The 25,027-nt window shown below is 38.9% G+C and carries 15 protein-coding genes; 1 reads left to right on the top strand and 14 read right to left on the bottom strand.

The genetic code is table 11. The features are described from left to right. Positions 1–138: 138 nt before the first annotated feature. Positions 139–3,291 carry a WD40/YVTN/BNR-like repeat-containing protein gene (locus tag EO766_RS07950; RefSeq protein ID WP_218331087.1) on the bottom strand — a complete coding sequence of 1,051 codons (3,153 nt, stop codon included), beginning with the start codon at positions 3,289–3,291 and terminating at the stop codon, positions 139–141. A 41-nt stretch (positions 3,292–3,332) separates the two neighbouring features. Then, positions 3,333–6,356: a VPS10 domain-containing protein gene (locus tag EO766_RS07955; protein ID WP_074419346.1), complete on the bottom strand. Its 3,024-nt coding sequence runs from the start codon at positions 6,354–6,356 to the stop codon at positions 3,333–3,335. 268 nt (positions 6,357–6,624) lie between these two features. Here EO766_RS07955 and EO766_RS07960 point away from each other — a divergent pair, with 268 nt between their 5' ends. After that, positions 6,625–9,783 (top strand): WD40/YVTN/BNR-like repeat-containing protein, encoded by a 3,159-nt coding sequence (locus tag EO766_RS07960; RefSeq protein WP_074419345.1) that lies wholly within the window; start codon positions 6,625–6,627, stop codon positions 9,781–9,783. 12 nt (positions 9,784–9,795) lie between these two features. Here the strand turns inward: EO766_RS07960 and EO766_RS07965 are convergent, their stop codons facing one another. The 12 genes from EO766_RS07965 to EO766_RS08020 form a co-directional block, all read right to left on the bottom strand. Continuing rightward, complete coding sequence (locus EO766_RS07965; RefSeq protein ID WP_074419344.1) at positions 9,796–10,371, bottom strand: ferric reductase-like transmembrane domain-containing protein; 576 nt, start codon at positions 10,369–10,371, stop codon at positions 9,796–9,798. A 28-nt stretch (positions 10,372–10,399) separates the two neighbouring features. Next, positions 10,400–11,185 (bottom strand): ATP-binding cassette domain-containing protein, encoded by a 786-nt coding sequence (locus tag EO766_RS07970; protein ID WP_074419343.1) that lies wholly within the window; start codon positions 11,183–11,185, stop codon positions 10,400–10,402. Beyond that, on the bottom strand, positions 11,178–12,227 hold the full coding sequence (locus tag EO766_RS07975) for a FecCD family ABC transporter permease (protein WP_081298662.1): 1,050 nt from the start codon (positions 12,225–12,227) through the stop codon (positions 11,178–11,180). The genes EO766_RS07970 and EO766_RS07975 overlap by 8 nt, the downstream gene beginning before the upstream one ends. Then, positions 12,211–13,104 carry a heme/hemin ABC transporter substrate-binding protein gene (locus EO766_RS07980; protein ID WP_074419341.1) on the bottom strand — a complete coding sequence of 298 codons (894 nt, stop codon included), beginning with the start codon at positions 13,102–13,104 and terminating at the stop codon, positions 12,211–12,213. The genes EO766_RS07975 and EO766_RS07980 overlap by 17 nt, the downstream gene beginning before the upstream one ends. 11 nt (positions 13,105–13,115) lie before the next feature. Beyond that, complete coding sequence (locus tag EO766_RS07985; protein WP_074419340.1) at positions 13,116–15,449, bottom strand: TonB-dependent receptor; 2,334 nt, start codon at positions 15,447–15,449, stop codon at positions 13,116–13,118. A 100-nt stretch (positions 15,450–15,549) separates the two neighbouring features. Next, complete coding sequence (locus EO766_RS07990) at positions 15,550–15,987, bottom strand: hypothetical protein (RefSeq protein WP_287100842.1); 438 nt, start codon at positions 15,985–15,987, stop codon at positions 15,550–15,552. 193 nt (positions 15,988–16,180) lie between these two features. Next, positions 16,181–17,008, bottom strand: a complete 828-nt coding sequence (locus EO766_RS07995; protein ID WP_218836734.1) for a glycoside hydrolase family 16 protein — start codon at positions 17,006–17,008, stop codon at positions 16,181–16,183. Between the two features lie 115 nt (positions 17,009–17,123). After that, entirely contained in the window at positions 17,124–18,137 is a 1,014-nt protein-coding gene (locus EO766_RS08000) for a family 16 glycosylhydrolase (protein WP_074419348.1), read from the bottom strand. Between the two features lie 97 nt (positions 18,138–18,234). Next, positions 18,235–18,894 carry a GDSL-type esterase/lipase family protein gene (locus EO766_RS08005; RefSeq protein ID WP_074419337.1) on the bottom strand — a complete coding sequence of 220 codons (660 nt, stop codon included), beginning with the start codon at positions 18,892–18,894 and terminating at the stop codon, positions 18,235–18,237. A gap of 27 nt (positions 18,895–18,921) precedes the next feature. Beyond that, positions 18,922–20,367 carry a glycoside hydrolase family 30 protein gene (locus EO766_RS08010; protein ID WP_074419336.1) on the bottom strand — a complete coding sequence of 482 codons (1,446 nt, stop codon included), beginning with the start codon at positions 20,365–20,367 and terminating at the stop codon, positions 18,922–18,924. A 129-nt stretch (positions 20,368–20,496) separates the two neighbouring features. After that, positions 20,497–21,960 (bottom strand): RagB/SusD family nutrient uptake outer membrane protein, encoded by a 1,464-nt coding sequence (locus tag EO766_RS08015; RefSeq protein ID WP_068243655.1) that lies wholly within the window; start codon positions 21,958–21,960, stop codon positions 20,497–20,499. 51 nt (positions 21,961–22,011) lie between these two features. After that, a partial coding sequence (locus EO766_RS08020; protein WP_287100843.1) for a SusC/RagA family TonB-linked outer membrane protein occupies positions 22,012–25,027 on the bottom strand: 3,016 nt, incomplete at its 5' end.

Genomic DNA, 25,027 nt, shown 5'->3' on the forward strand with positions numbered 1-25,027 from the left:
CGCTTGTTGTCCTCACTGCGTTGCGGGCTACCGCTTCCATCCCGTATCCCATCAACATTTCATCATAAATCATCACAAAAAACCACACATCCCTTAATAAAAGTAAGGCATGTGTGGCAACTATTCATGCACCATCTGCTACTGCAGATATGAATCATTTTCTTTAATTCCTATTACCGGCAACTGTTCTTTATTAATCAACGCATTTAATGCAGGTATATCTTTTTTCAAAATATCATCTAATAATAGTAACTGTTGATCGGCCTGTACTCTTAAATCGGCATACACTTCTTTCGATTGTTGGCTCGGCGCAGTGTATCCGCTGGCAACCACATTAAACAAACCGGCCAGTTTATCATTAATGCGAATAGGGTAATTTAACACATCCTGACTGCTTTTCGCTTTGGTTTGATACAATGCTTCTTCAATTTTTGTTAGCCTTTTATTGATGCTGTCAGTAACCGTTTTTAAAGATTTTGATTTTGCGGTATCTAATCTTTCAACAAACCCATTTATTTGTTCACGTAATTCACGAACATGTACTATTGCCATTTGCACTTCATTAAACTTATCTTTTATCTGCAATAAAAAGTTTACCTGTGCATCATAATCTTCCTGACTCATGTGCTGATCGGGTATCCCCTTAATAGTAAAAGGCACTTCCACTGAATCTTTCAGGAATTTAAATTTCGCGGTATATCTTCCCGGCGCAGCTTTTACATTACCAATGGTACCATTCCATAAAATCATGTTATCAATTTTTTTACCGCCGGGATAATTCATATCCCATACAAATTCATTCATACCCTCATTTACTTCAACCGGTAATTTTTTGGTACCATAGGTTTCAATGGGTTTGCCCTGTTTATCAAAAATGGTAATAGTTACCTTTGAAGTATCAGAGGCATTTTTAAGATAATACCTAAATACCACGCCGTTAGGTGGATTTGCTCCTATATTGCTGTTGTGGGTAGTAAAACTTCTTCTAAACCGGCCGCCACTTGCATAACGATAAGCGTCTGAAACAGAAAATACATGTATCGGTTGTTGTAATGCAGCTGCATCTTTTTGTTGCAACAAACCCAAATCATCTAATACCCAAAAACCACGGCCTTGTGTAGCCACAATTAAATCATTGTCTTTAATCGTTAAATCAGTAACCGGAACTTTGGGTAAATTTAGTTGAAAAGGGTGCCAGCTTTCACCATCGTTATAACTAATAAACAAACCATATTCAGTACCTGCATATAATAAACCCGGCCTTTGTTTATCGGTGCGAATGCAACGAGTAAAATAATTTAACGGTATGCCATTGGTGATGCGTTTCCAGGTTTTACCATAATCTTCCGTTTTATACAAATAAGGCGTATAATCATCCATTTTATATTTGGTTCCTGCAAAATAGGCTTTCCCTTTTTGTTTAGCATCGGTTTCTACACAGTTCCACATCATCCATTTACCGGCATCGGGTGGGGTAACATTTTGCCAGTTTTTACCACCATCCTTACTTACATGTATTAATCCGTCATCGCTTCCTGCCCATAACACATCAGGTTCTAAAGCCGACTCTGCAGCAGTAAAAATGGTACAATAATATTCAACCGAGGTATTATCCTGGGTAATGGGGCCGCCGCTTGAAGCCTGCTTCGATTTATCATTAGTAGTTAAATCGGGGCTAATCATTTGCCAACTCCGGCCTTCATTCTCGGTTACAAATAAATGGTTACCTGCGGCATATAATTTTTTAGGATTGGTAGGAGAAAAGAAAATAGGAAAATTCCATTGAAAGCGATATTTCAACACATCGGCTCCGGAACCCATGGGATTATCGGGCCATACATTAATGGCCCTGTTTTCGCCGGTACGATGATCTAAACGGGAAAGATAGCCGCCATAGTTACCTCCGTAAACAATATCGGGATTAAGCGGGTCGGCTACCACATAACCGCTTTCAGCACCTGCCGTGGGTTGCCAATCTGCTTCTCCAATGCCCGGGCCGTTGGTTCGGCTTTTAATTCTCAATGTAGTATTATCTTGTTGCGCTCCTAATATTCTGTAGGGGAAAGAATTATCGGTAGATACCCGATAAATTTGTGCAGTAGGCTGGTTCATAAGTGAACTCCAGGTTTGTCCACCATTGAATGAAACCTGCGCCCCACCATCATCTGCAACAATCATACGATTGCCATCTTCGGGATCAATCCATAAATCGTGGTGATCGCTGTGTGGCGTATTCACTGCCTGAAAAGTTTTACCACCATCACGGCTACGCATCATTTCCACATTCAATACATAAACTAAATTTTCATTTTTAGGATCAATAAACACTTTGGAATAATACCATGCCCGTTGGCGAATATTATTATCGCCACTTTGTAAGCTCCAGGTTTCCCCACCATCATTACTTACAAAAAGACCGCCTTTTGCATTTTCAATAATGGCATAAATTTTATCAGTATTAGATGGTGCTACTGCAACGCCAACAATACCCCAAACACCTTTCGGTAATCCTTTTTTGCTGGTTAAATTCACCCAGGTTTCTCCACCATCTTTACTTTTGTACAAGCCACTGCCCTCGCCGCCACTTATCATGCTATACGGTGTTCTTTCAACGTGCCACATACCTGCATACAATACATTGGGGTTACCCGGCTCCATCACTAAATCAGAACAGGCAGTCAAATTATTGACATACAATACGCGTTTCCAGGTTTTACCTCCATTGGTAGTTTTATATACGCCCCGTTCTTCATTAGGACCAAATGTATGGCCCATTACAGCAGCCCATACAGTATTCGGATCTTTTGGATCAATAATAATCCGGATGATATGACGACCATCTTTCAGGCCAATATTTTTCCAGCTTCGTCCGCCATCATCGCTGCGCCACATACCACCCATCCCTTCTGATACATTGCCACGTAATGAATTTTCGCCTTCACCCACATATAAAATGGATTCATCGCTTGGCGCCACAGCCACTGCGCCAATACTTCCACCAAAATATTTATCGGTAATATTTTTCCAGTTACTGCCACCGTCGGTTGTTTTCCATACACCGCCACCGGTAGCACCAAAATAGAAAGTAGTTTTATGGGCAAAACTACCTGTTACTGCTGCGCTCCTGCCCCCTCTGAAAGGCCCTATTTCTCTGAATTTCAACGCAGAAAAATAAACAGAATCGGTATTATCCTGTTGCACTACATTTTTCTTAACGTTTTTTTGTGCACTTAACTGCGTGGCAAAAAACATACCTGCCAGCAATGGTAAAAAGCCATACAATTTTCTCATGCTATTTGGTTTTAAAAGTTAGGTAATCATTTTTAATATAACTATTCAGATATAATTATTTGCCATTGATTTTCCAGTGACTTAAAATTAGTGGCTAATTGCTGAACAGCCAAGCCAATGGTATGAGTGGGCGGCATATCTGCTTCTTCCAACATGCTCATTAAATTTCTGCTTTGTTGTAATATATCATGATAGCTATTCTTATTACTAATAACCCTTCTGCCATTTGAAGCATTACCTGCTATTGTATTTAATGAATTTATTTTTGAAGCAGATTCTGTATTTTGAATCATTTGCTGAATGATTTGTAGCCGCTCTAAACATGTTTTGCTTATTTCATAACACTGATTGGCTAAATTAAACTGGCGTTGCAAATCGGCAGAAGTAGTAGCAACCCTTGGATCCATAACAACATTAAACTGCTGTTGCATTGTTTTTCCGTTTACTTCTAATAAAGCGGTATATTTTCCGGGCATTACCCAAGGCGAAGTAGCTAACGGTGCTGTATTGCCGTAAATTGCTGCAATAGGATAAACAGGAGGAAGTGGTAAGGGGGTATAATGCACATCCCATAAAAAACGGTGCATACCCGGTTTTGCCGATAATATTTGTTGAGGTAGTATCCAATATTTTGGAATGTTTACTTTAGGTATATGATAGGGGGTATCAGTACTGGCATATTGCCGTACTATGTTGCCGTTAACATCTTTAATGGTTAATTTAACTATACCGGTATCATTATCGGGTAAATAATAATCAATGATTGCCCCATCTGGTGGATTTTGTCCGGCAGGTTCTTCCTGTGGTAATGGGGTATCTGTATTCATATCCCAACGAATACGGAGTGCATTTTGTGGTTTGAACAAGTAGGCATTATTAACGGAAATGCGTTGCTGTGCAATTTGCCGCAATGGCGTAATATTATCTAAAATCCAAAACGAGCGGCCATGTGTACCAACTACTATATCATCATCTTTTATTACTAAATCGCGAATTGAGGTAGCAGGCATATTCAACCGAAGGCTTTGCCAATGGTTACCATCATCAAACGAAACATAGACCGCATTTTCCGAACCGGCAAATAACAGGCCTTTCACCTTGGGGTCTTCCCGCACTACATTAATAGGTTCATTATCGGGAAGGCCATTTACTTTTTCTTGCCAGATATTTCCTCCATCGTGTGTAACAAAAATATGTGGGTGTAAATCATCACAACGGATACGGTTTACCGCAGCATACACCGTATTATTATCAAAATGTCCGCAATCCATTAATGAAATTTTACTCCAAGATGTAATTGCTGCAGGGGTAATATTTATCCAACTTTTTCCCCCATCATGGGTTATTTGAATATAACCATCATCGGTACCACACCAAATGGTATTGCTGTCTTTATAAGAAGGCGCAATTGTATAAATAACACCCCTTCGTGGCATTGTTTTTAAAGCAGGCGTAGTATAGATACCAACACTGGCCGGAATATCCCATTCACTGCGTGTTAAATCAGGACTGATTACCTGCCAGTTCATGCCCCCATTATTGGTTTTAAACAACACATTACCGGCAAAGTATAACGTATGTGGATTGACGGGCGAAAATAAAACCGGAGCGGTTCTGATAAAACGATATTTTCCGCTACGAATGGCTTCCGGTGCAACGTTTTGTACCTGACCGGTACGCTTATCATATTTGGTTATTTTACCCCCATAAATAATATTCGGGTTTAAGGGATCGGCCGCTACATAACCATATTCTTCTACACCAACGGGATGCCATTCCCGAAAAGTAATTTGCCCGTCATTCCCTCTGGATGCAATACCAACGGAGCCGCTTTCCTGTTGACCGCCATACACATTGTAAGGGAAGGCATTATCAGTGCTAACATGATAAAATTGTGCAGTGGGCTGGTTGTACCAGGATGAAAAAGTTTCTCCGCCATTTACGGTAATAATTGCACCCTGATCGGCTGCAATTAAAATAATGTTTGAATGATCAGGATTAATCCAAATACGGTGATAATCATCTCCACCAGGTGCCCCTCTAAAATCTTTCCAGCTATGCCCACCATCTTCCGAACGCCATACCACCACATTCGCTGTGTATACAATGTCTTCATTTTGAGGATCGGCTTTTACTTCTGCAAAATCGCTGCCCCGGCCCCAATAACGGCCATCGTTGCTAATGCTATACCAACTTTCTCCTGCATTATCACTTCTGTACATACCACCATATTCACCTGCATCAACAGTGGCATACATTCTTTTGGGGTTACTGGGGGCAATGCAAAATCCAATTCTTCCCAAACCCTGTTCAACCGTTGGTAAACCACGGGTAATTTTTGTCCAGGTTTTACCTCCATCCACCGATTTATATAACCCGCTTTGTGGGCCATTCCATTCTCCATTTTCCCAAGGGCCTTGCCGGCCTGCCCATAAATCGGCGAAAATAATATTGGGATTTTTAGGATCAATAGCTACTTGAACCGCTCCTGTATTTTCATCTTTATACAAAACCCTTTCCCAGGTTTTACCCCCATCTAAAGTTCTGAATACGCCACGCTCTGTATTGGGGCCATACGGATGCCCCATTGCCGCTACGAATACCCGATTGGGATTTGTGGGATCAATGGCTACCGCACCAATTTGCTGCACATCTGTTAAACCAAGATGCTGCCATGTTTTACCGGCATCGGTTGATTTGTACATGCCATTACCTACCGACAAATCGGGCCGTTGCAAACCCTCACCAGAGCCTACATATATAATATCTGGATTGGAAGGCGCTACTGCTAAATCACCTATTGATCCTGTTGGCTGGTCATCAAAAATTGGAAACCAGGTTCTGCCATAATCGGTTGTTTTCCAAACACCACCATTGTTTACACCTATGTAAAACACATTGGGTTGTTGTGGCACACCCACTGCGCCTACTGTTCTACCGCCTCTGTGCGGGCCAATCATCCGCCACTGCATTTCTTGAAACAAAGCAGCAGAAACCTGTGCCTGAAGGGTTTGGAAGATTGTACAAAGTAATACCACCATCAAAAAACGAAAGCGCCATTTCATAAAATTTTTTATTTAGAATTGAAAAAAAACCGTTTGATATTTCAACATAATCATCTCTATTTTATGTGCATTCCCTGAATTTCAATGCTTCATTCAACTACAAACAGTGCAATTAATTTGCTTAATATGGAGGTAAAAGGTACGGATGAAGGCTTATTCACTCAAAATAAATTCCATCGGTGGTGTACCTATACATATTCATCCATAAATTCATCCGCTGTTTAAAAAATTTATTACCTTACAATCTGCAACTAAAAATTCAGGCAACATGAGAAAATTTTACTTCAGCATTCTGCTTTTTGCAGGCTGTTATTTTACGGCACAGGCACAAGAAATCAATCTGGCCACACAGTTTAAAAATTTACAACCCCGCACAATTGGTCCGGCAGGTATGAGCGGTCGTATTACTGCAATTGATGCGCTTTGGAGCGATCCCAATATTATTTATGCAGGTAGTGCCAGCGGCGGTGTTTGGAAAACCGAAAACGGCGGCGCTTCATGGAAGCCGATATTTGACAAGGAACCTATTTTAAATATTGGTGCTATTGCCATTACGCAAAGCAATCCTTCTGTTATTTGGGCAGGCACCGGCGAAGGCAATCCGAGAAATTCTGTTAGCCTGGGAGATGGCATTTATAAAAGTTTAGATGGCGGACAAACCTGGAAATGCATGGGTTTGCAAAAAACAAAAAATATTCATCGAATTATTATTGACCCCAATAATCCAGATGTTGTATATGCAGGCGCCATTGGCAACCCTTATGGTGTGCATGGAGAAAGAGGATTGTATAAAACAACCGATGGCGGACAAACCTGGAAATTAATTTTACATACCAACGATTCCAGCGGTGTGGCAGATATGATGATAGACCCAAGTAACCCAAACAAACTACTTGTTGCCATGTGGCAACACCACCGAACACCCTGGAGCTTTACCAGCGGCGGCTCCGGCAGTGGATTATACGTAACCTACGATGCAGGTAAAACTTTTAAAAAATTAGGTAAGGCAGATGGCCTGCCAGATGGCAATTACGGACGTATTGGTTTAACCATTTGCCGAAGCTTACCCAGCCGTGTATATGCATTAGTAGAAGCTACCAAAAATGGTTTATACAAATCGGATGATGGTGGCATGAAATGGGAATTGGTAAACAGCGACCCTGCTGTAGTTACCAATCGTGCCTTTTATTTTCAGGATATACGCGTTGACCCGGAGAATGAAAACCGGTTATACAACATTAACCAAATGGTGAGTGTTAGTGAAGATGGCGGCAAAACTTTTCGCATATTGATCCCGTACAGTGGCATTCATCCCGATCACCATGCCTGGTGGATTCATCCTTTCAATCCTTCATTGATTATTGATGGCGATGATGGTGGGCTGGCCATAACAAAAGATAAGGGAAAAACATGGCAGTTTGAAAGCAAATTGCCTGTTGGGCAGTTTTACCACATTAATGTAGATAATGCATTACCCTATCATGTTATGGGAGGATTACAAGACAATGGCAGTTGGTATGGCCCTGCTTATGTTTGGATAAAATCAGGTATTCGCAACAGTTATTGGACCGAAGTGGGCGGTGGTGATGGTTTTGATGTACTACCCGATCCGGATAATTACAACTGGGTTTATTCCATGAGTCAGGAAGGCGAACTGGGCCGTTATAATGTAGCTACCGGCGAACAATGGCGCATTAAACCACCTGATGTAGGCAGCACTCTACGGCATCGGTTTAATTGGAATGCAGCCATAGCGCAAGACCCATTTGATAATAATACCATTTACTTTGGTAGCCAGTTTGTTAATAAAAGCACCAATAAAGGTATTTCATGGAGCATTATATCGCCCGACTTAACTACGAATGATACCGCCAAAGAAGATCAAAGCAACAATGGCGGCTTATCGATTGATATTACCGGAGCAGAAAATTATTGTACCATTTTATGCATTGAACCTTCACATGTACAACGGGGGGTAATTTGGGTAGGAACCGATGATGGTAATGTACAATTAACACAAGATGGCGGTAAAACCTGGACCAATTTCAGAGGAAAAATTCCGGGAATGCCAGAAGGAAGTTGGATACCGCAAATCAGAGCCTCAAGATACAAAGCAGGCGAAGCTTTTGTAGTATGTAACAACTACCGCCTGGGCGATTTTAAACCTTATATTTTCCGAACCACAGATTTTGGAAAAACATGGACCAGAATAGTAGATGAAAAGAAAGTAACGGGATATGCCTTGTGTATGATTCAGGATCCGGTAGAACCCAATTTAATTTTTGTAGGAACGGAACAGGGGCTTTGGATAAGCTTTGATAATGGCAATCATTTTCAACAATTCAAAAACAATTACCCTTCCGTTTCAACTTACGATTTAGCCATTCAGGAAAGAGAAGCCGATTTAGCCATTGCTACTTTCGGCAGAGCTATCTGGATTTTAGACGATATAAGGCCATTGCGTAAATTAGCCGCAAATAACGGTAAGGCATTTCCGCAAAAATTAATAACTTTCCCCATACCCACCGCATATCAGGCTAAAATAAAAAATCCATCCGGAATTGAGTACAGCATTTGGGGTACTTATGAAGGAGAAAACAGAAAGCCTGGCGCCTCTATTAGTTTCTTTACCGAAAAAACCGCCGGCGATACCGGCAAATCAAAAACGCCCGACTCTGTGCATGTGCACATATACGATGCGGTGCACAACAATGTACGCAATTTAGTAGTAAAAGCCGATACGGGTTTTAACCGGTTTTTCTGGGGCTTAGAAGGAAAAGGCATCCGTAGTGCAGGTGGCAGAAGAGGAAGAAATTTTGGAGGTGGCAGTGCTGAACCCGGTGGCTTACTGGTAGATCCCGGAACCTATACCGTCGTATTGCAATGGGGCAAATTAAAAGATTCTGCAACCGTTGTGGTGAATGATGATCCCAATGCACCTACTTCGCCGGAAGTAAGAAAAGCACAACGTGCTTTCAATGCAAGATTAGATTCACTAACCGTAAAAGTAAACCAGTTAACAGAACGATTAACAGATGCAGATTCCATTATGGCCAATATAAAAGCAAACCTGCCCAACATAGATAGTAGCAGAAGAGACAGCATACGGCATAGTATGAAAGCATTGGAGCAATCGATTAAAGACATTAGAGAAACTTTAAATGGCAAACCACAGGAAAAGCAGGGTTATGGTACTGTACCTCAGGTAACTGTAAATGGCAATATTGCAAATGCCCGCTTTACGGCATTATATAAAAATGCAGCTCCCGGAGAACAGGAGGAAACCCTGTATAAGGTTGCAGAAGAAAGTGTAGACCAGGTATTGCAAAAAGCAGATAACTTCTTCAACAGTAAATGGAAAGCCTTCCGTAATTTGGTAGAGTCCTCAAAATTAGATTTGTTTAAAAAGGAAGAAGACAAAGAATAAAACTTTACCATTTCAGCATTGTTTTCGTATAAAATAGCGAAACCTGATTACAGAAGCTGCTATCAGAACCAACCCACAAATTTCTGATAGCAGCTTTTCTGCATCTAAGAAATCGACAGGCCGGTCTTTTAATTCCGGATCCATCCAAATGCCATGTATTATAAACAGCAAGGCAGTACCGTATGAAATTAAATGTACATTCTTCCAAAAGCGAAATCTCATTTTATTTTTAATAATTTTTTGGGTGGTAATAATTACCAGAATAAGTGCATAGAATGACAAACTGCCCAACAAAGCCATATATGGCTGGTGTTGAGCATTCAATGACCATAGCAATTGCAACCACGAAAATTTAGAAGCAGAATCAATAGGTATTAATACAATATGCACCAACACCAATAACAAAGCCAAATAGGCGGTATAATTATGTATATCAGTAATATTCAGCTTTTGAATAAAGGCAGGAACGCACTTCCAATAAACAGATTTTTTATATGCTGAACTAAGCAGCATACCCAGCAAAATATTCAAAGTTAAAACAGCGGTAGCTATAAGGCCAATGGTTCCAGATATATCAATGGTTTGCACGAATAGGGTTGTTTTATAAATAGAAAATTTATTCGGGTTGAAAATAAATGAAAGGATGATCTAAATTTTGTTGTTCCAATTTTATGGCATGCACATCAAAAATATTTTTTATTAATGCAGCATCAATATCAACAGGCTGCTGTAATGAGTATAGCAACTGACCACTTTTCATAAAATGCAGGGTATCTGCAAATTGTAAAGCCAAATTCATATCGTGCAATACTGCCACAACGGTTACATGTTGCCGTGTTAACGATTTTGCTGTTTGCATTAGCTGGTACTGATATTTAATATCTAATTGAGAAACCGGTTCATCTAAAAACAAATATTTTTCCTGAGTTTCAGAGGCTTCTAAAATTTGAGCCAACACCCGGCTCATTTGTACTTTTTGTGCCTCACCTCCTGATAAGTTTTGATAGAGTGTATCGGCTAAATGTGTAACATGCATTTGTTGCATGGCATGATTTACCATTGCAACGTCAACAGCATGAGGCTGGTTTCTAAAAAAAGGATAACGACCCATCATTACCACTTCACGAACAGTTAATGTAAACGGCAAATGATATCGTTGTGATAAAACGGCTCTTTTTTTTGCAAGCATCTCTGGCGATAAGGAAGCTATATTACTACCATCTATGGCAATTGTTCCCGAAGATGGCATTAAACTTCCGGCCATTAACTGCAAGAGTGTTGTTTTGCCGGCTCCGTTTGCGCCCATAATAACGGTAAAACTGTTTTTTTGAATGGTTAGATTTACATCTTGTAACAATTGCTTATTGTGGATGGCATAACTTAAGTTTTTTACCTCAATCATAGCTCCCTCCTTTTTGCAGCAATTGCGTTTGTTTCAATAAAATAATGAATACGGGTGCCCCCACCAATGAAGTAATGATACCAATAGGAATTTCTCCCGGAGCAATCAATAACCGGGCAGCAATATCAGCTACCGTCAATAAAATTGCGCCAGATAAAAAAGCAGCCGGTAATAAAGTTCTGTTATTTCCACCTATCAATAAACGCATCATGTGCGGTACAATTAATCCCACAAAAGCAATTACACCAACAAATGCGGTTGCAATAGCAACCATGGCAGTATTGAGCAATAAAATCTGCCATTTTAAACGCTCTGTATGTACGCCCAAATAGCCGGCTTCTTTATCGCCCAACATCAATGCATTCAACTGATTGGCATAGCGCAATAAAAGAATCATTACCGGAAGTGTAACAATAGCAGTAATCAATATCTGCAGCCAGGATGCGCCGGCAAAACTGCCGAGGTTCCAAAAGGTAATGCTTCTTGCCTGCGGATCTCTGGAAATAAAACTTAAAAATCCGGTTCCGCTTAAAGCAATAGCATTCACAGCAATACCAATTAATAACAAATTGGTTACCGAAACCCGATTAACCGATTTAGCCAATGTATATACCAGTACCGTTGCAAGAACACTACCCACAAACGCAAATACCGGAACCAGCAGTATGCCGGAAAAACGCTGCAACCAAAAGGGCAAAATATCTGATAAAACAAATATAAAAGAAGCACCAAAAGCAGCACCGGCACTGGTTCCTATTAAGCCCGGCTCTACAATTGGGTTTCTAAATAAGCCCTGCATCATTACTCCGGATGCTGCTAAAATACCGCCTGTAATGGCGCAGAGCAATACACGTGGCAACCTAATTTCAAGAAATACAGCTTCATGAATATTTAAAGGAGCATCGTTCTTTATTGCATGTAGTAATGCGCTGTACATTTCATGTATATGAATAGGCACAGCGCCAAAATCAATGGCCATGATGATGGTACCAACCAATAACAATATTAAAATACTAAAGTACAGTTTAGGGTAGCGTTGCATGAATATTGGGATGAAATATTTTCATGAGTGATAAAATGTTATTAGCGCTTCGCGGACCAAAATATACAATATCATGTTCATTAAACCGATATATTTTATTGTTTTTGGCTGCATTGGTTAAGGCAACACCCGGTAATTTTTTCACACTTTCCATGCCACCCAATTTATCAAATCCAAAATCAGTAACAATAATAATATCGGGATTGGCCGCAGCAATGGCTTCAGCACTTAACTGCGTGGCTCCTTTTGCCTGGTATACTGCGGATTTTCCAACTGCCATACGTATCATGGCATCTGCCGGACCATTCCTCCCACTCATCACAAAGAAAACATTGTTGGCCTGGCCAAATTGAATTACCATTACTTTTGGTGTATCTACGCATTGCTTTTGTGCAGCATATACTACCTGCATTTGTTGTTGTAGTTGATGACTGAGTGAATCGGCCACAGCAGATACCCCAAAATAAGTACCCAATGCTTTTAATAAAAGCTGTGCACTATCCAAAGTATTCGATTCAAAAAATTCTTTACAACGTACCCCCACTTGTTGTAATTGTGGAATGACTGTGGCAGGCCCAATATTCTGACTATAAATTACAATATCGGGCCGCATGGATACAATTCCTTCTGTACTCAACAAACGATGGTAACCCACTTTAGGCAATAATTTTGCGCTATCGGGATAACTACTGGTTAAATCGCAGGCCACTATATCTTTTCCTTTTCCCAACGCAAACATCATTTCTGTTAATTGTTTTGAAACAGAAACAATTCGTTTGGCATTGGCAGGATTCATCTCTTCCTGTTTACCTTGTTTACATGACATGGCCAGCCATACTATTACAGGCAGCCATCGAATTATATTTTTTCTAATCATACATCAATTGTTTAAAAATGATAAGCCAGTTTTAATCCGCCATACCATATGGCAGTATATGGCCCGGGTATAAAGTGCGGATCGGTTTGTGAAGCTAATGTAGGTGATAAAAATAAAAAGGTATAATAAGTATTGTTCAACAGATTATCTGCACCTATAAACGCATCCACATCAAAATGTTGATGCAGCGTTTGGCGATAACCGAACTTAGCACCCAATAAACGATAAGCTGCTGCATTATTCAAGTTATCGAAAGTATAAGGCACTTTATCAACATATTGAAACGTACTGTTGAAATAAATACCAGGCGCTGTTACCACATCCAACCCAATATTTAAAAAATTAGGTGCTACACCGGCAACTTTATTACCTGAAAAATTAAGGGTGTTGGCATTGTTATTATTATCACTCTTAAAATCTACATATTTAAAATTAGAGTACGTGTAGGTTACAAATGGTTTTACAGAACGGAAAAAACCCTGGTTACTTTGTAGGGCAAGATAGTTTAACGACAATTCTACCCCGTTATTTCGTTGTTTGCCAACGTTTACTGCAAAAGTATAAAAAGGCGTGGTTTGTGTAGCAGCTACCGACTGATTCACAATTTTATTGCTTACATCTAACTGAAACAATGCCATTTGATAAGATAATTTATTATTGAAAAAGCTACCCTTGGTACCCAATTCATATTGAATACCCAATTCAGGTTGCAGGCCTGTGTTTACTTTTCCAATAGCCGGTATCACTACATTACTGGTGGTAGGCGGTGTATAGCCGGTACTTACATCCACATATACCGAACTGTTTTTATTCAACATTTTTAAAACTGCAATGCGTGGTTTTAGTACGGGGGTGAACCGTTTGTAACCCGACTGGTCGGCATGTGTTGGGTTGGCACTGTTCGTAAGCATATCGCGAATACTGTATTCAATAAAGTTAACACTGCTTCCTGCTGTGAGCATAATTTGAGCAGGCAAATTCAACTTCCATTCGGTAAATAGATTGTAGGTAGATGCCTGTATTTGCAAATCGCCTCTAATGCCACCCATTATACCATTGGTTAAATTATAGGTTTTATTAAAAGAAAGCGTTTTCTCAAATTGTCCGCCAATAATACCATGAATGCCCACTGCACCCGACTTTCCATTATAAATAAATCCCGTTCTGCCGCCAAACGTTAATACTGCGTTTGAGTTAAGGCCTGCGGCAAATGGCTGATCCAATGTATATCCTGAAGTAAATACGGTGGTTTGATTATTGAAGTGCTGATTGATTTTAATATCATCTGTAATACCTGCTCTAAAACTTTCAATTAATACATGGGCATTGTTATTAACATATTTCGGATCGCTCCAGGTGATACGGCGGTATAATGTATCACCTGGAATTTCGCCGGCCAGTTCTTCATAAGAACGGCTATATGACAAATAGGTTGAAATGGTTTGTTGATCGCCTACATAAAAATCGCCTTTAAAGGAAGCGTAATCTTTTGCTGATGCACTATGGCTACGGTAACCATTTGACGTTTGATGGCCGTAATTAAAAAACAAAACAGAATTACTGCCTGCCGATTCAATACGTGTATTATTTCTATACAAACCGTAACTACCTACTGTATTTTCTTCCAAAATTTTTGTGGTATTGGGTTTGGGTTGAATAGAATACAATTTAACCACACCGGCAATACCCGAACCATACAAACTGGATTCTGGCCCTTTAAACACCTCCACTCTACCAATGGTAGAAAAATCAATATCATCTAATATGGTTACACCGGTGGCATCGGTTAATGGAATATTATTTAAAAAAACCTGATAGCCTAAGCCATTAAAATTAGTGGTATTGCCATATCCTCTGATGATGATACGCTGGCCACCGGAAATACCTCTGGTTTGCATAAATACACCCGGAATAGTGTTCATTTGGGTTTCAGGAAATAAACCATTGCCACGTTGTAAATCATGATATGTTAATACACCTACCGATTGTGCTTCGGTTAATTGGTTATCGCGTTTACCCGTTGCCCAACCCGTAACCTGCACCTTATTTAAATTATCGGTAGTAGGGGTTAATAAAATCAACAACTCTTTATTGGCAGGTTTTATGGTAACCTGTTGGGTTTCATAGCCCAAGCTGCTAACGGTAACAACAAGATTATTTGTTATCTGATGTAATTGAAATTTACCATTATCATCCGTAATTAGTTTTTGGCCGTTTGGTAATGTAATTACTGCACCTACTAATGGCTGATTGGTGATATTATCGGCAACACGGCCCTGAATATTTTGTGCCTGCAGTTGTTGCAATGAAAACAGAAAAAGGAATATAACTATAGTTTTTTTCATAATGTAATATATAATGATGAATGGAATGAACAATTCATTTACCTAAATAAATAGAATTCAATAGCACTCCAACAACGAATGCCATTTTAATGAAGAAGGACTAACAGATTGTAAATCGGGGAGGAGGTAACACTACAGAAAGTGCGATGTAATGCAAATAATATGAATGAAAAGTAGACCAGCAAATATTGACGGGTTCAGGAAATAAGATTTGAAAAAGTTCTGGTTGATAAAAGAATGAGAATATCTGAGAAAAACTTAGCCGGTTTTGTTTGCCTGCATCCTGTTTGTTTTTTTGAAGGGCAAAGTGTTGTAAATCTGTGCTGTTTTCAGCATTATCTGGCAAACAGCAAATGGTTACCGTTGTTTGGTTATATTGAATATGAACCACATCATACAATAAACCATTCAATTTAAATTCATGATTTTTTTCTTCCCAAGAGAATGAGGGGTCTGTAATGTTTCCATTTGCATCTATACTCCATTGAAAATGACAGGCAGCTTTTGTATCGGGATGAGAAGCAATAAATAACTTCATCACTGTTTTTAAATGCACTTTATACAGCACATACCACAAATGGTAACCACCCATATGAGTGAGGAGCACAGTTAGGAGTAATATGGATAAGCATTTTCTCATGTTGCAGGCATGAAAATTAGTGAAACCATTTATGCCGTGCAAATATTTTGGATAAACGCTTTATCGAATACTACTCCTACTGCTCATTTTTTTATTCAGAAAGCTTTGGGGCATCCAATTGGGTAACCTTTACCCAGTCAACTACCATTTTTGCCTTATTTTGCTTAATTTGTTGTAATGTTTTTTCAGGCAGGCCAAAATAGGGCTCTTTTGCGCCATTCACTCCCGCAGGATAATTACCGCCCAAAGCAAAATTTAAAATCAAAAATTTTTTATTGCTAAAAGCCCATTGTCCATATTTATCTGTCATGGCTTTTGTAACGCGGTACATGGGTTTACCGTCATATTCAAAAACCATTGCATCGGGCGTCCAGTTTACAGCATACACATGCCACTGCGTAGCATCATTGTTTTTTGGAAAATGGTAACGTTCTACAAATGGCGTTTCACCGCTGTATCCGGGGCCATGCACCGCAGCACTTGCCCATGCAGCATCACCAATATTTTCCATAATGTCAATTTCGCCGGTAGCCGGCCAAGGCCCATTACCCAATATCCACCAGGCAGGCCATAATCCGGCACCGTTGGTTAATTTAATTCTGGCTTCTGCACGGCCATATTCAAATTCAAATTTATTGCGGGTATTTATTCGGGCCGAAATAAAATCAAAATGTTGCCCATCTTTTGTTACAAAACCCGGGGCATACAATGGCTGCAATATCAGCTTGTTTTTTTCTATGTACAATGTTTTAGAAGAGTCTACATAGGCCTGTAATTCATTGTTTACATGAAATCCGGTAATTTCAATATTCCACTTAGCTGTATCCAAATGTTTGGTATTAAAATTATCAAAAAAAATTACTTTTCCTTTCTGGGCTTTTTGTGTTTGTGCTATTCCTGAATGCAGTATACAAAACACAAAAACGATACATTTAAATAAGGATTGCATAAGTTGGTGAAAGGGGTTTTGAATGGGAGAATGTAGGTTTGGTATAGAGCAATGTTTATGAATGGAAGTTAATGCATTTCAATAATTATTGGTATACCCTCACATAATCAATTTCCATTTGGTTGGTGGTAAATGCCGGGTCTATGGTTCCACCCAATGTACCACCCATTGCTACATTTAAAATAATGAAGAAATTTTGATTAAAAGGGAAACTGCTTTTGTTGGGTAAGGTATAATAAACCACATCATCTACCAGCAACTGAATCGTTGCAGGCGACCAAATAGCAGAATATTTATGAAAAGTAGTTGCTGCATTGGTGATAGAGGTAGTAGCACCATCACCATATTGATTTACCTGTGCGGGATAATGCAATGTGCCATAAATAATATTTTTATTTTTCCCATTCTGTTCCATAATATCTATTTCTCCACAAGCAGGCCAGCCTGCAGTTGAAATATTATTACCCAGCATCCAAATGGCCGGCCAGGTACCAGTTGAAGCAGGCAGTTTGGCGCTTACATCTATCCGGCCATATTTAAAACTATATAAACCTTTGGTGAGTAAGCGAGCCGAAGTATAATTGCTACCTGAATAACTTTCCTTCTTAGCAATAATCTTTAATGTTCCGTTTGATACCACAGCATTATCAATACGTGAAGTATAATATTCCAATTCATTATTACCCCAACCACCGGCTCCTAAATCGTATGTCCATTTTGTGGGATCCGGACTTCCGGGTATATTGAATTCATCTGACCAAACCAAATTCAATTTTACAGCTACGGTAATTTGTATGTTGGCAGACGAAGTAAGGCCCGATGCGCTTTTTGCAATTACATTCACGGTATAGGTTCCTGAAGCAGTATACTTGTAAGTTGTTATTCCGGAAGGGATGGTTTGAATAATGCCATTTCCAAAGTCAAAATCATAAGATACAGCATTGCTTGCTGAAGCAGTAAAATTTACATTGCCACTACTATCGGTAGAAACAACAGCATTAATTACCACATTGCCAAGTGCAATAGCAGGAGTAGAATTTGAAGCTTTGTGGCAACTTGTGATTGTAATCACTACTAAAAGCAAGCTTAATCGATTCATGCTTGTAATATACAAATTAATTACAAATAGAATTATTATCTGAAAATAATACATTCATTTAACTGCAAAACCAAGGATACAAATCAATAAAATTAAACTATAACAAATAAGGCTCTAATATTTTCTGCCAGATATGATAACCCGTTGCATTCATGTGCAGGCCATCATGTATAAAAATGGCTTCGTTAATGGTGCCATTGGGGTTTAACATAGCATGATACACATCAATAAAACGAGCATTGGGTTGCTTTTGTAAATATTTTTGAATCAATATATTAGATGCCAGCATTTTTTGTTGCCATTGTATGCGGCTTGGGCTGGGCTTAATAGAAATATAATCAACAGGTATATTTTTATATTTTTTCCGGATAATATGTAACAATGTTTTTACCCTGCTTAATACCTGCTGTGGGGTTATGGAAGTATCTTTCGCAATATCATTTTCACCACAATAAATTACAATTTGTTTGGGATGATAGGGCAAAATAATATCGGGTGCATACCGAATTACATCCGGCAATGTAGAACCACCAAAACCCCGATTAATAATAGTGTGTTCAGGAAAATAATCCTGAACATCCTTCCATTTTTGAAAAGAAGAACTACCAACAAACAATATGGCATTGGCCGGAGGAAAATGCAAGCTATCCTGGTGTTTAAATACCTGAATTTCCTGATAAAAGCGTGGTGCTTGCGCCATGGCACCGCTAAAACACCATAAACAAAAAACAAGCGTTTGAAACAATATTTTTTTCATATACATATTTTGTAAGTTCGATTATCATTACCAAACATAAGTTGCAACACTGCCTGATGCTAATATTGATGAAGCATATACATTTTTAAACTGAATACCAAATGCCTGTGTTGTTGCAGTGGTATTTAAAACGATTAAAACTTTTTTCCCTGCCGGTGTAAGAAAAGCCACATTGGGTAAGCCATTTACCATATTTGAAGCAATTCTATACGAACCGTAAGGTACAAATTTAGCAGCATGTGCAATAATGTAATAAGCCACATTTCGCGTAATGCTATTATCCTGAATCGTTAATGCACCCAAACATTGGGTACAACCACCGGGAGTATGTGGTTCATATTGTGCATCAGCAGCCAGGTTCCATTCCAATACGGTTTTACTCCAATTGCGTGGCGCACCAATAATTAAATTCTCTACATGCCATGTTAAATTAGATGGGAAATCACCGGGAGCACCTACCCATTGTTCCGTAAAATATACATTTTTATTAGGGAAGGCATCATGCACCTGAGATAGTACATTAATATTTCCGGCATATAAATGAAAAGCTGAGCCATCTACATATTGTGCTGCTGCAGGATTATTTAATATGGCGATAGGATAATCGGGCCTGTCGCAATTATGATCATACAACAATATTTTGGTTGTAATATTTTCTTTTTTAAAAACGGGGCCCAATGCATTTTGAATAAAATTAGCCTGATCGGCAGACTGCATAACCATGCTGGGATTGTTATTGGGATTGAGTGGTTCATTTTGAATGGTAATAGCATGCATGGTAATGCCTTGCTGTTGCATGGCCTGGATATATTTTGCCAGGTATTTTGCATATACCATATAATAAGCGGGAAGCAAACTGCCACCAACGGTACCGGCATTGTCTTTCATCCAGGCAGGTGCCGACCATGGCGATCCTAAAATTTGAATGTTGGGATTGATTTGCAATATGGCTTTTAATACCGGAATTAAATCAACCGTATCAACACCTAAGCTAAAAGCAGATAAAGTGGTATCGGTTTTCCCCACAGGCATATCATCATAAGAAAAAACATGGCTATTTAAATCAGAAGCACCAATACTAATGCGTAAATAATTGATGCCGATACTATTGTTATCGTTGCCAAACAACTCTTTTAATAAAGCAGTTTTTTGTGTACTGGGTAATTGATTGATTAAAGTTGCACTACCTCCGGTTAAAGTATACCCAAACCCATCCATGGTTTGATAACGCTGCAGGCTATCAACCACAATAATAAAATTGGTTTTATTGACAGTATCGAAATATAATGGCGTTTGTTGTTGTAAACGCACAGAACCATTGGCATTGGTGAGCCATACAGATATTGAATCTTTTAAATTAACAACCGTATTTGGAGGCCTATTAGGCATTTCAGGCGACTTTTGAGCCGAGGAACAACTCATGGCCAATATCATACAATTGATAAGCAGAAAATATTTACAAAGTTTTTTCATTGTATAATTTCATATAAAATTTAAAAATTGCATCAACCTACTGAAAAATGCTTTATCTAAAAATAGAGTAATGTACTGAAAAAAGCACCCACAAAAATCTGCAGGTGCTTTTGTATGTAACCTAAACGACTAGTAACCCGAATTTTGTTTCAACAAAACATTGTTATCAATTTGATTTTGCGGTATGGGAAATACCAGTTGATAAGGTTTAACATTGTAATTTAAATTATTACCTGCACCATCTTTTTGTGCATTCATCACTGTTATGGCTCTTCCGGTTCTCACTAAATCGAACCAGCGATGGCCTTCAAATGCCAGCTCCAATCTTCTTTCTTTTTCAATTGCCAATGCCATATCACCTTGCGAAACTGCTGTTGTAGGAGGCAGATTAACTCTGGCACGAATTAAATTCACCAATGCACCTGCGTTGGTCGTTAATCCTTTGGCATTGTAAGCTTCAGCTCTCAGTAAAATAATATCTGCCAAACGAATCATATAAAAATCATTGGTACCATTGTTTGGATCATTATATTTTGACAGGATAGGATAATTGTTGACATCTTTCCAATATGGATCAGACCATCCATAATTTACAAAAGTAATAGAAGCGTGTAAACGAATAGAATCACCCTCTGTTCTAAAGGTATTCACCAAATCATTGGTGGGTGTTTCAAATTTTTTCCAGCCGCTGCCGATAAATTGAGATGGTATCCAATTGCCAATCACACTCCAGCCTACATAATTAAATTCCCAGATAGATTCACTATTGTTTTTATGATTATTATCCCATAAAAAAGTATAGTTGGGCATTAATGTATAATTGGGTATCACCTGGTCGCAATAATAAGCAACAGAATCCCAATTAGGAGTAGGCATGCTGGCATATACTTTTGCCAAAATTGCATTCACAGCACCTTTTGTTACCACCATTTTATTGGGAGGTGTATTGTCGTTTTGTACATTATCTTTTGCAAACCATAAATCCTGTAAAATAGCCTGGTATGCAGTATCAGCAGAAGATTGTGGCACCAATGTAGATTTAATTAGTGTTTCAGAATTGGTTTGATCCACCGGCTTTAACATTAAAGGTATCCTTCCAAACAAACGAACCAAATCAAAATAAGTAAATGCCCGCATAAATCTGGCTTCACCCAAAATTTGATTTTTTCTGGTTGCAGACAAAGCAGGATCTGTACATGCCTGCACCTGTGCAATAGCAATATTAGCAGTTGCTATAATACCATATGCATCTTTCCAGTCACGATTGATATTGCCATTGGCTGCATTGGCTGTAAACAAATCGATGGCAATATTGTCAGGATTATCACCACCTGCATAGCAATTATCAGACTGAACATCAGCATTGGTAATTCTGTCTAACACATTGAACTCTAATCCATAACTATAACCAATTTCAGCATTATAAACACCAGACAGTGCATTTTCTGCTTGAGAAGCAGTAATAGAACTAGTACCTGTATTTGTTACCACTTGTGTAATGGGCTGTTTATCTAACAATTTGGTGCAGCCTGGCAAAATCATGAAACAACCAAGCGAACCAGTAATTAATGTTATTATTATTTTATTTTTCATATTCCTGATTTTTAAATTTTCAAAATGGCATATAAGCAACGAAAATCATTTTTATTTCAACGCAACATTCAAACCAAATAAGAACATTTTTGCCTGTGGATAAGCACCATTATCTAACCCTAATGAAATATTTCTATTGTCGTTTGAATTTCCGGGATTGCCATAAGAATTTACTTCCGGATCAAAACCTTTGTATTTGGTTAATGTTAGCAAATTATTACCTGAAACATAAACAGAAGCCCTGCTTAAACCAATATGGTTTAATACTTTCGCTGGAATATCGTAAGAGAGTGTAATTGTTTTCACTCTTAAATAAGAACCATCTTCTAAAAACCGTGTAGATATCAACGAATTATTAATGGTTGCATTGGTACTTACGCCTGGAATATCAGTAATATCGCCGGGTTTTTGCCATCTTCTTAATACAGCCGAACTTTGATTAGCGGAGTTTACCATAGCCTCGGCTTCTAACCTTCCTGCATTAAATATTTTGTTGCCCTGTGAACCCTGAATAAATACAGTTAATGTAAAATTTTTAAATGAAACGGTATTATTCAACCCATAAATAAAAGTGGGCAATGCACTACCTAAAATTCTTCTATCGGTAGGTGCGGGATTATCGGTTGCTTTACCATCTTTTGTTAAATACAATTCATGCCCGGTATTTGGATCCACGCCTTGTGCTACATACCCATAAAATTCACCGAGTCCGTAACCTTGCGCCAATGCTATAGCGTTACCACGTGCATAAACACCGCCAAATGCATTCAGGAAGGTTACTCCTTCACCAATATTTAATATTTTATTTTGATTGAATGAAATATTGAAATCTGAATTCCACCTCCAATTGCCTTTTACAACATTTTTAGTAGAAATAAGAAACTCTTCTCCAATATTCTGCATGGTTGCCGCATTGAGTGGAGCAGTTGCAAATCCTGCCTGTGAGGGCAAAGGATAATTCACCAATACATTCTTGGTTTTCTTCACATAAAAATCTCCTGTAAATGAAATTCTTCCATTTAAAAAGCTCGCATCAACACCTACATCTGTTTGTGATGTAGTTTCCCATGTTAAACTGGCCGGCGCAATGGATACAGGAGTTACTGCACCCGTAACCGGATTGATACTGGACAAAGGCAGGTAACTATAGCTGCCAATTCCTTCCTGATTACCATTTTGGCCCCAGGCTACTCTTAATTTTAAATCGTTAACCGCACGTACATTTTCCATAAATGCTTCTCTCGACAAACGCCATCCTGCAGAGAAAGAAGGGAATACGGCTGTTCTGTTTCCTGGTGCAAACTTGGAAGAATTATCAGAACGGATATTGGCCTGAAACAGATATTTACCATCAAAATCATAATTAATTCTTCCTAAATATGAAATCAAAGCCCATTCATCAATTCCGGTGGTTCCGGGTTGCTTAATAGAATCTCTTAAATACGCCTGATCCCAGGGCAGTAACCGGTATTCCGGTTTTAAGAATGACCCGGAAATAGTTGTTTGCTCTGTATGTGAGTTTTGGGCTGTCCAGCCGGCCAGAGCAGAAAAATGATGTTTACCCCAATTTTTGTTATAGTGCAAAGTTTGCTCACTTAACCAGGTTAAATTATAGGTTCTGGTTCTGGATTGCTGACCTCCGGTTTGTCTTCCATAAATGGTAAGAAAAGGATCCAAAAAATAAGTGCTGGTATAGTTCCCATAATCAATACCAAATCTCGATTCAAATACCAATCCTTTTAATAATTTAACATCGGCACCTAAGTTCGTTAATAATCGGTCGGCAGTTGATTTATTATATCTGCCCAAAATTGCGCCATATGGATTTTCCCACCCTGTTAGGGGATTAAATCCAATGGTTCCATTTGCATTAAATTTTGGTATAATAAATGGAGTTTCCAAAGCAGATAAAACAACCCCGCCTCTTGCTACACTTTGGTTATCGGTAACATCATTACTTTTTGAACGTGAAAGAACTGTACTGGATATGATGGTAAGCCAACTACTAGCTTTGGTTGTTAAATTCACCCTGCCGGTTAAACGGTTATAAGTTGCGGGTTTAATCATCCCTTTCTGATCAGTATAATTTAAAGAAATATAATGGGTTGATTTATCGTTACCGCCAGAAATAGACAATTGATAATTTTGCTGTGTGCCATCCTGAAAAATTTCTTTAGGCCAGTTTACGTTATTTGCATTCACCATTGAATCGGTTACAACGGTAGCCCCTTTCTGTTCATTTGCGTAAGCCTGATATTGCTTGGCATTTAAAACTGACAACATTTTAGTTGGAGAGGTAGTACCATAATAAGTACTAAATTCAATTTTAGATTTGCCGGCTACTCCTTTTTTAGTAGTAATGACTACTACACCATTTGCTGCCCGGGTACCATAAATAGAAGCCGATGCGGCATCTTTTAAAACAGAAATAGATTCAATATCGCTCGGACTGAAAGAAGAAATATCCGTCATTGGAATACCATCCACAACATATAATGGGTCATTCCCTGCACTGATGGAAGAAGAACCTCTTATCCTGATAGATAAACCAGCACCGGGTTTTCCTGAATTGGAAACCACCTGTACTCCGGCGGCCTTTCCCTGTAATGCCTCTCCTGCATCAACAATTGGTCTGTCGGCAATATCGGCTGCTGTAACTACGGAAACAGCTCCGGTTAAGTCTTTTTTACGCTGTGAACCATAACCTACTACTACAACCTGATCTAATTGAGCATCAACGGGCGTTAGCTGTACTTGTATAGTGTTTGTTGCGCCAACTACAATTTCTTTTGATGCATAACCAACATAAGAAAATACAATGGTAGCACCTTTTTCGGCTGTAATAGTAAACTGCCCTGTATTGTTGGTAGAAGTACCCTTATTTGTACCTTTTACAACCACACTAACCCCTATTAAAGGTTGTTGTGTAATTGCATCGGTAACGGTACCGGTTATTACATTGGCCTGTACCGAAGCATTTGTAAAATTTGGATCCTGATAAAGGGCTTGTAAAATTTGTGGATTATTAATCAAATCTTTGAGCGTTTCAATTTTAGTGTTTTTACTA

The sequence above is a fragment of the Hydrotalea sp. AMD genome, from assembly GCF_004100315.1.
Classification (GTDB): Bacteria; Bacteroidota; Bacteroidia; order Chitinophagales; family Chitinophagaceae; genus Hydrotalea; species Hydrotalea flava.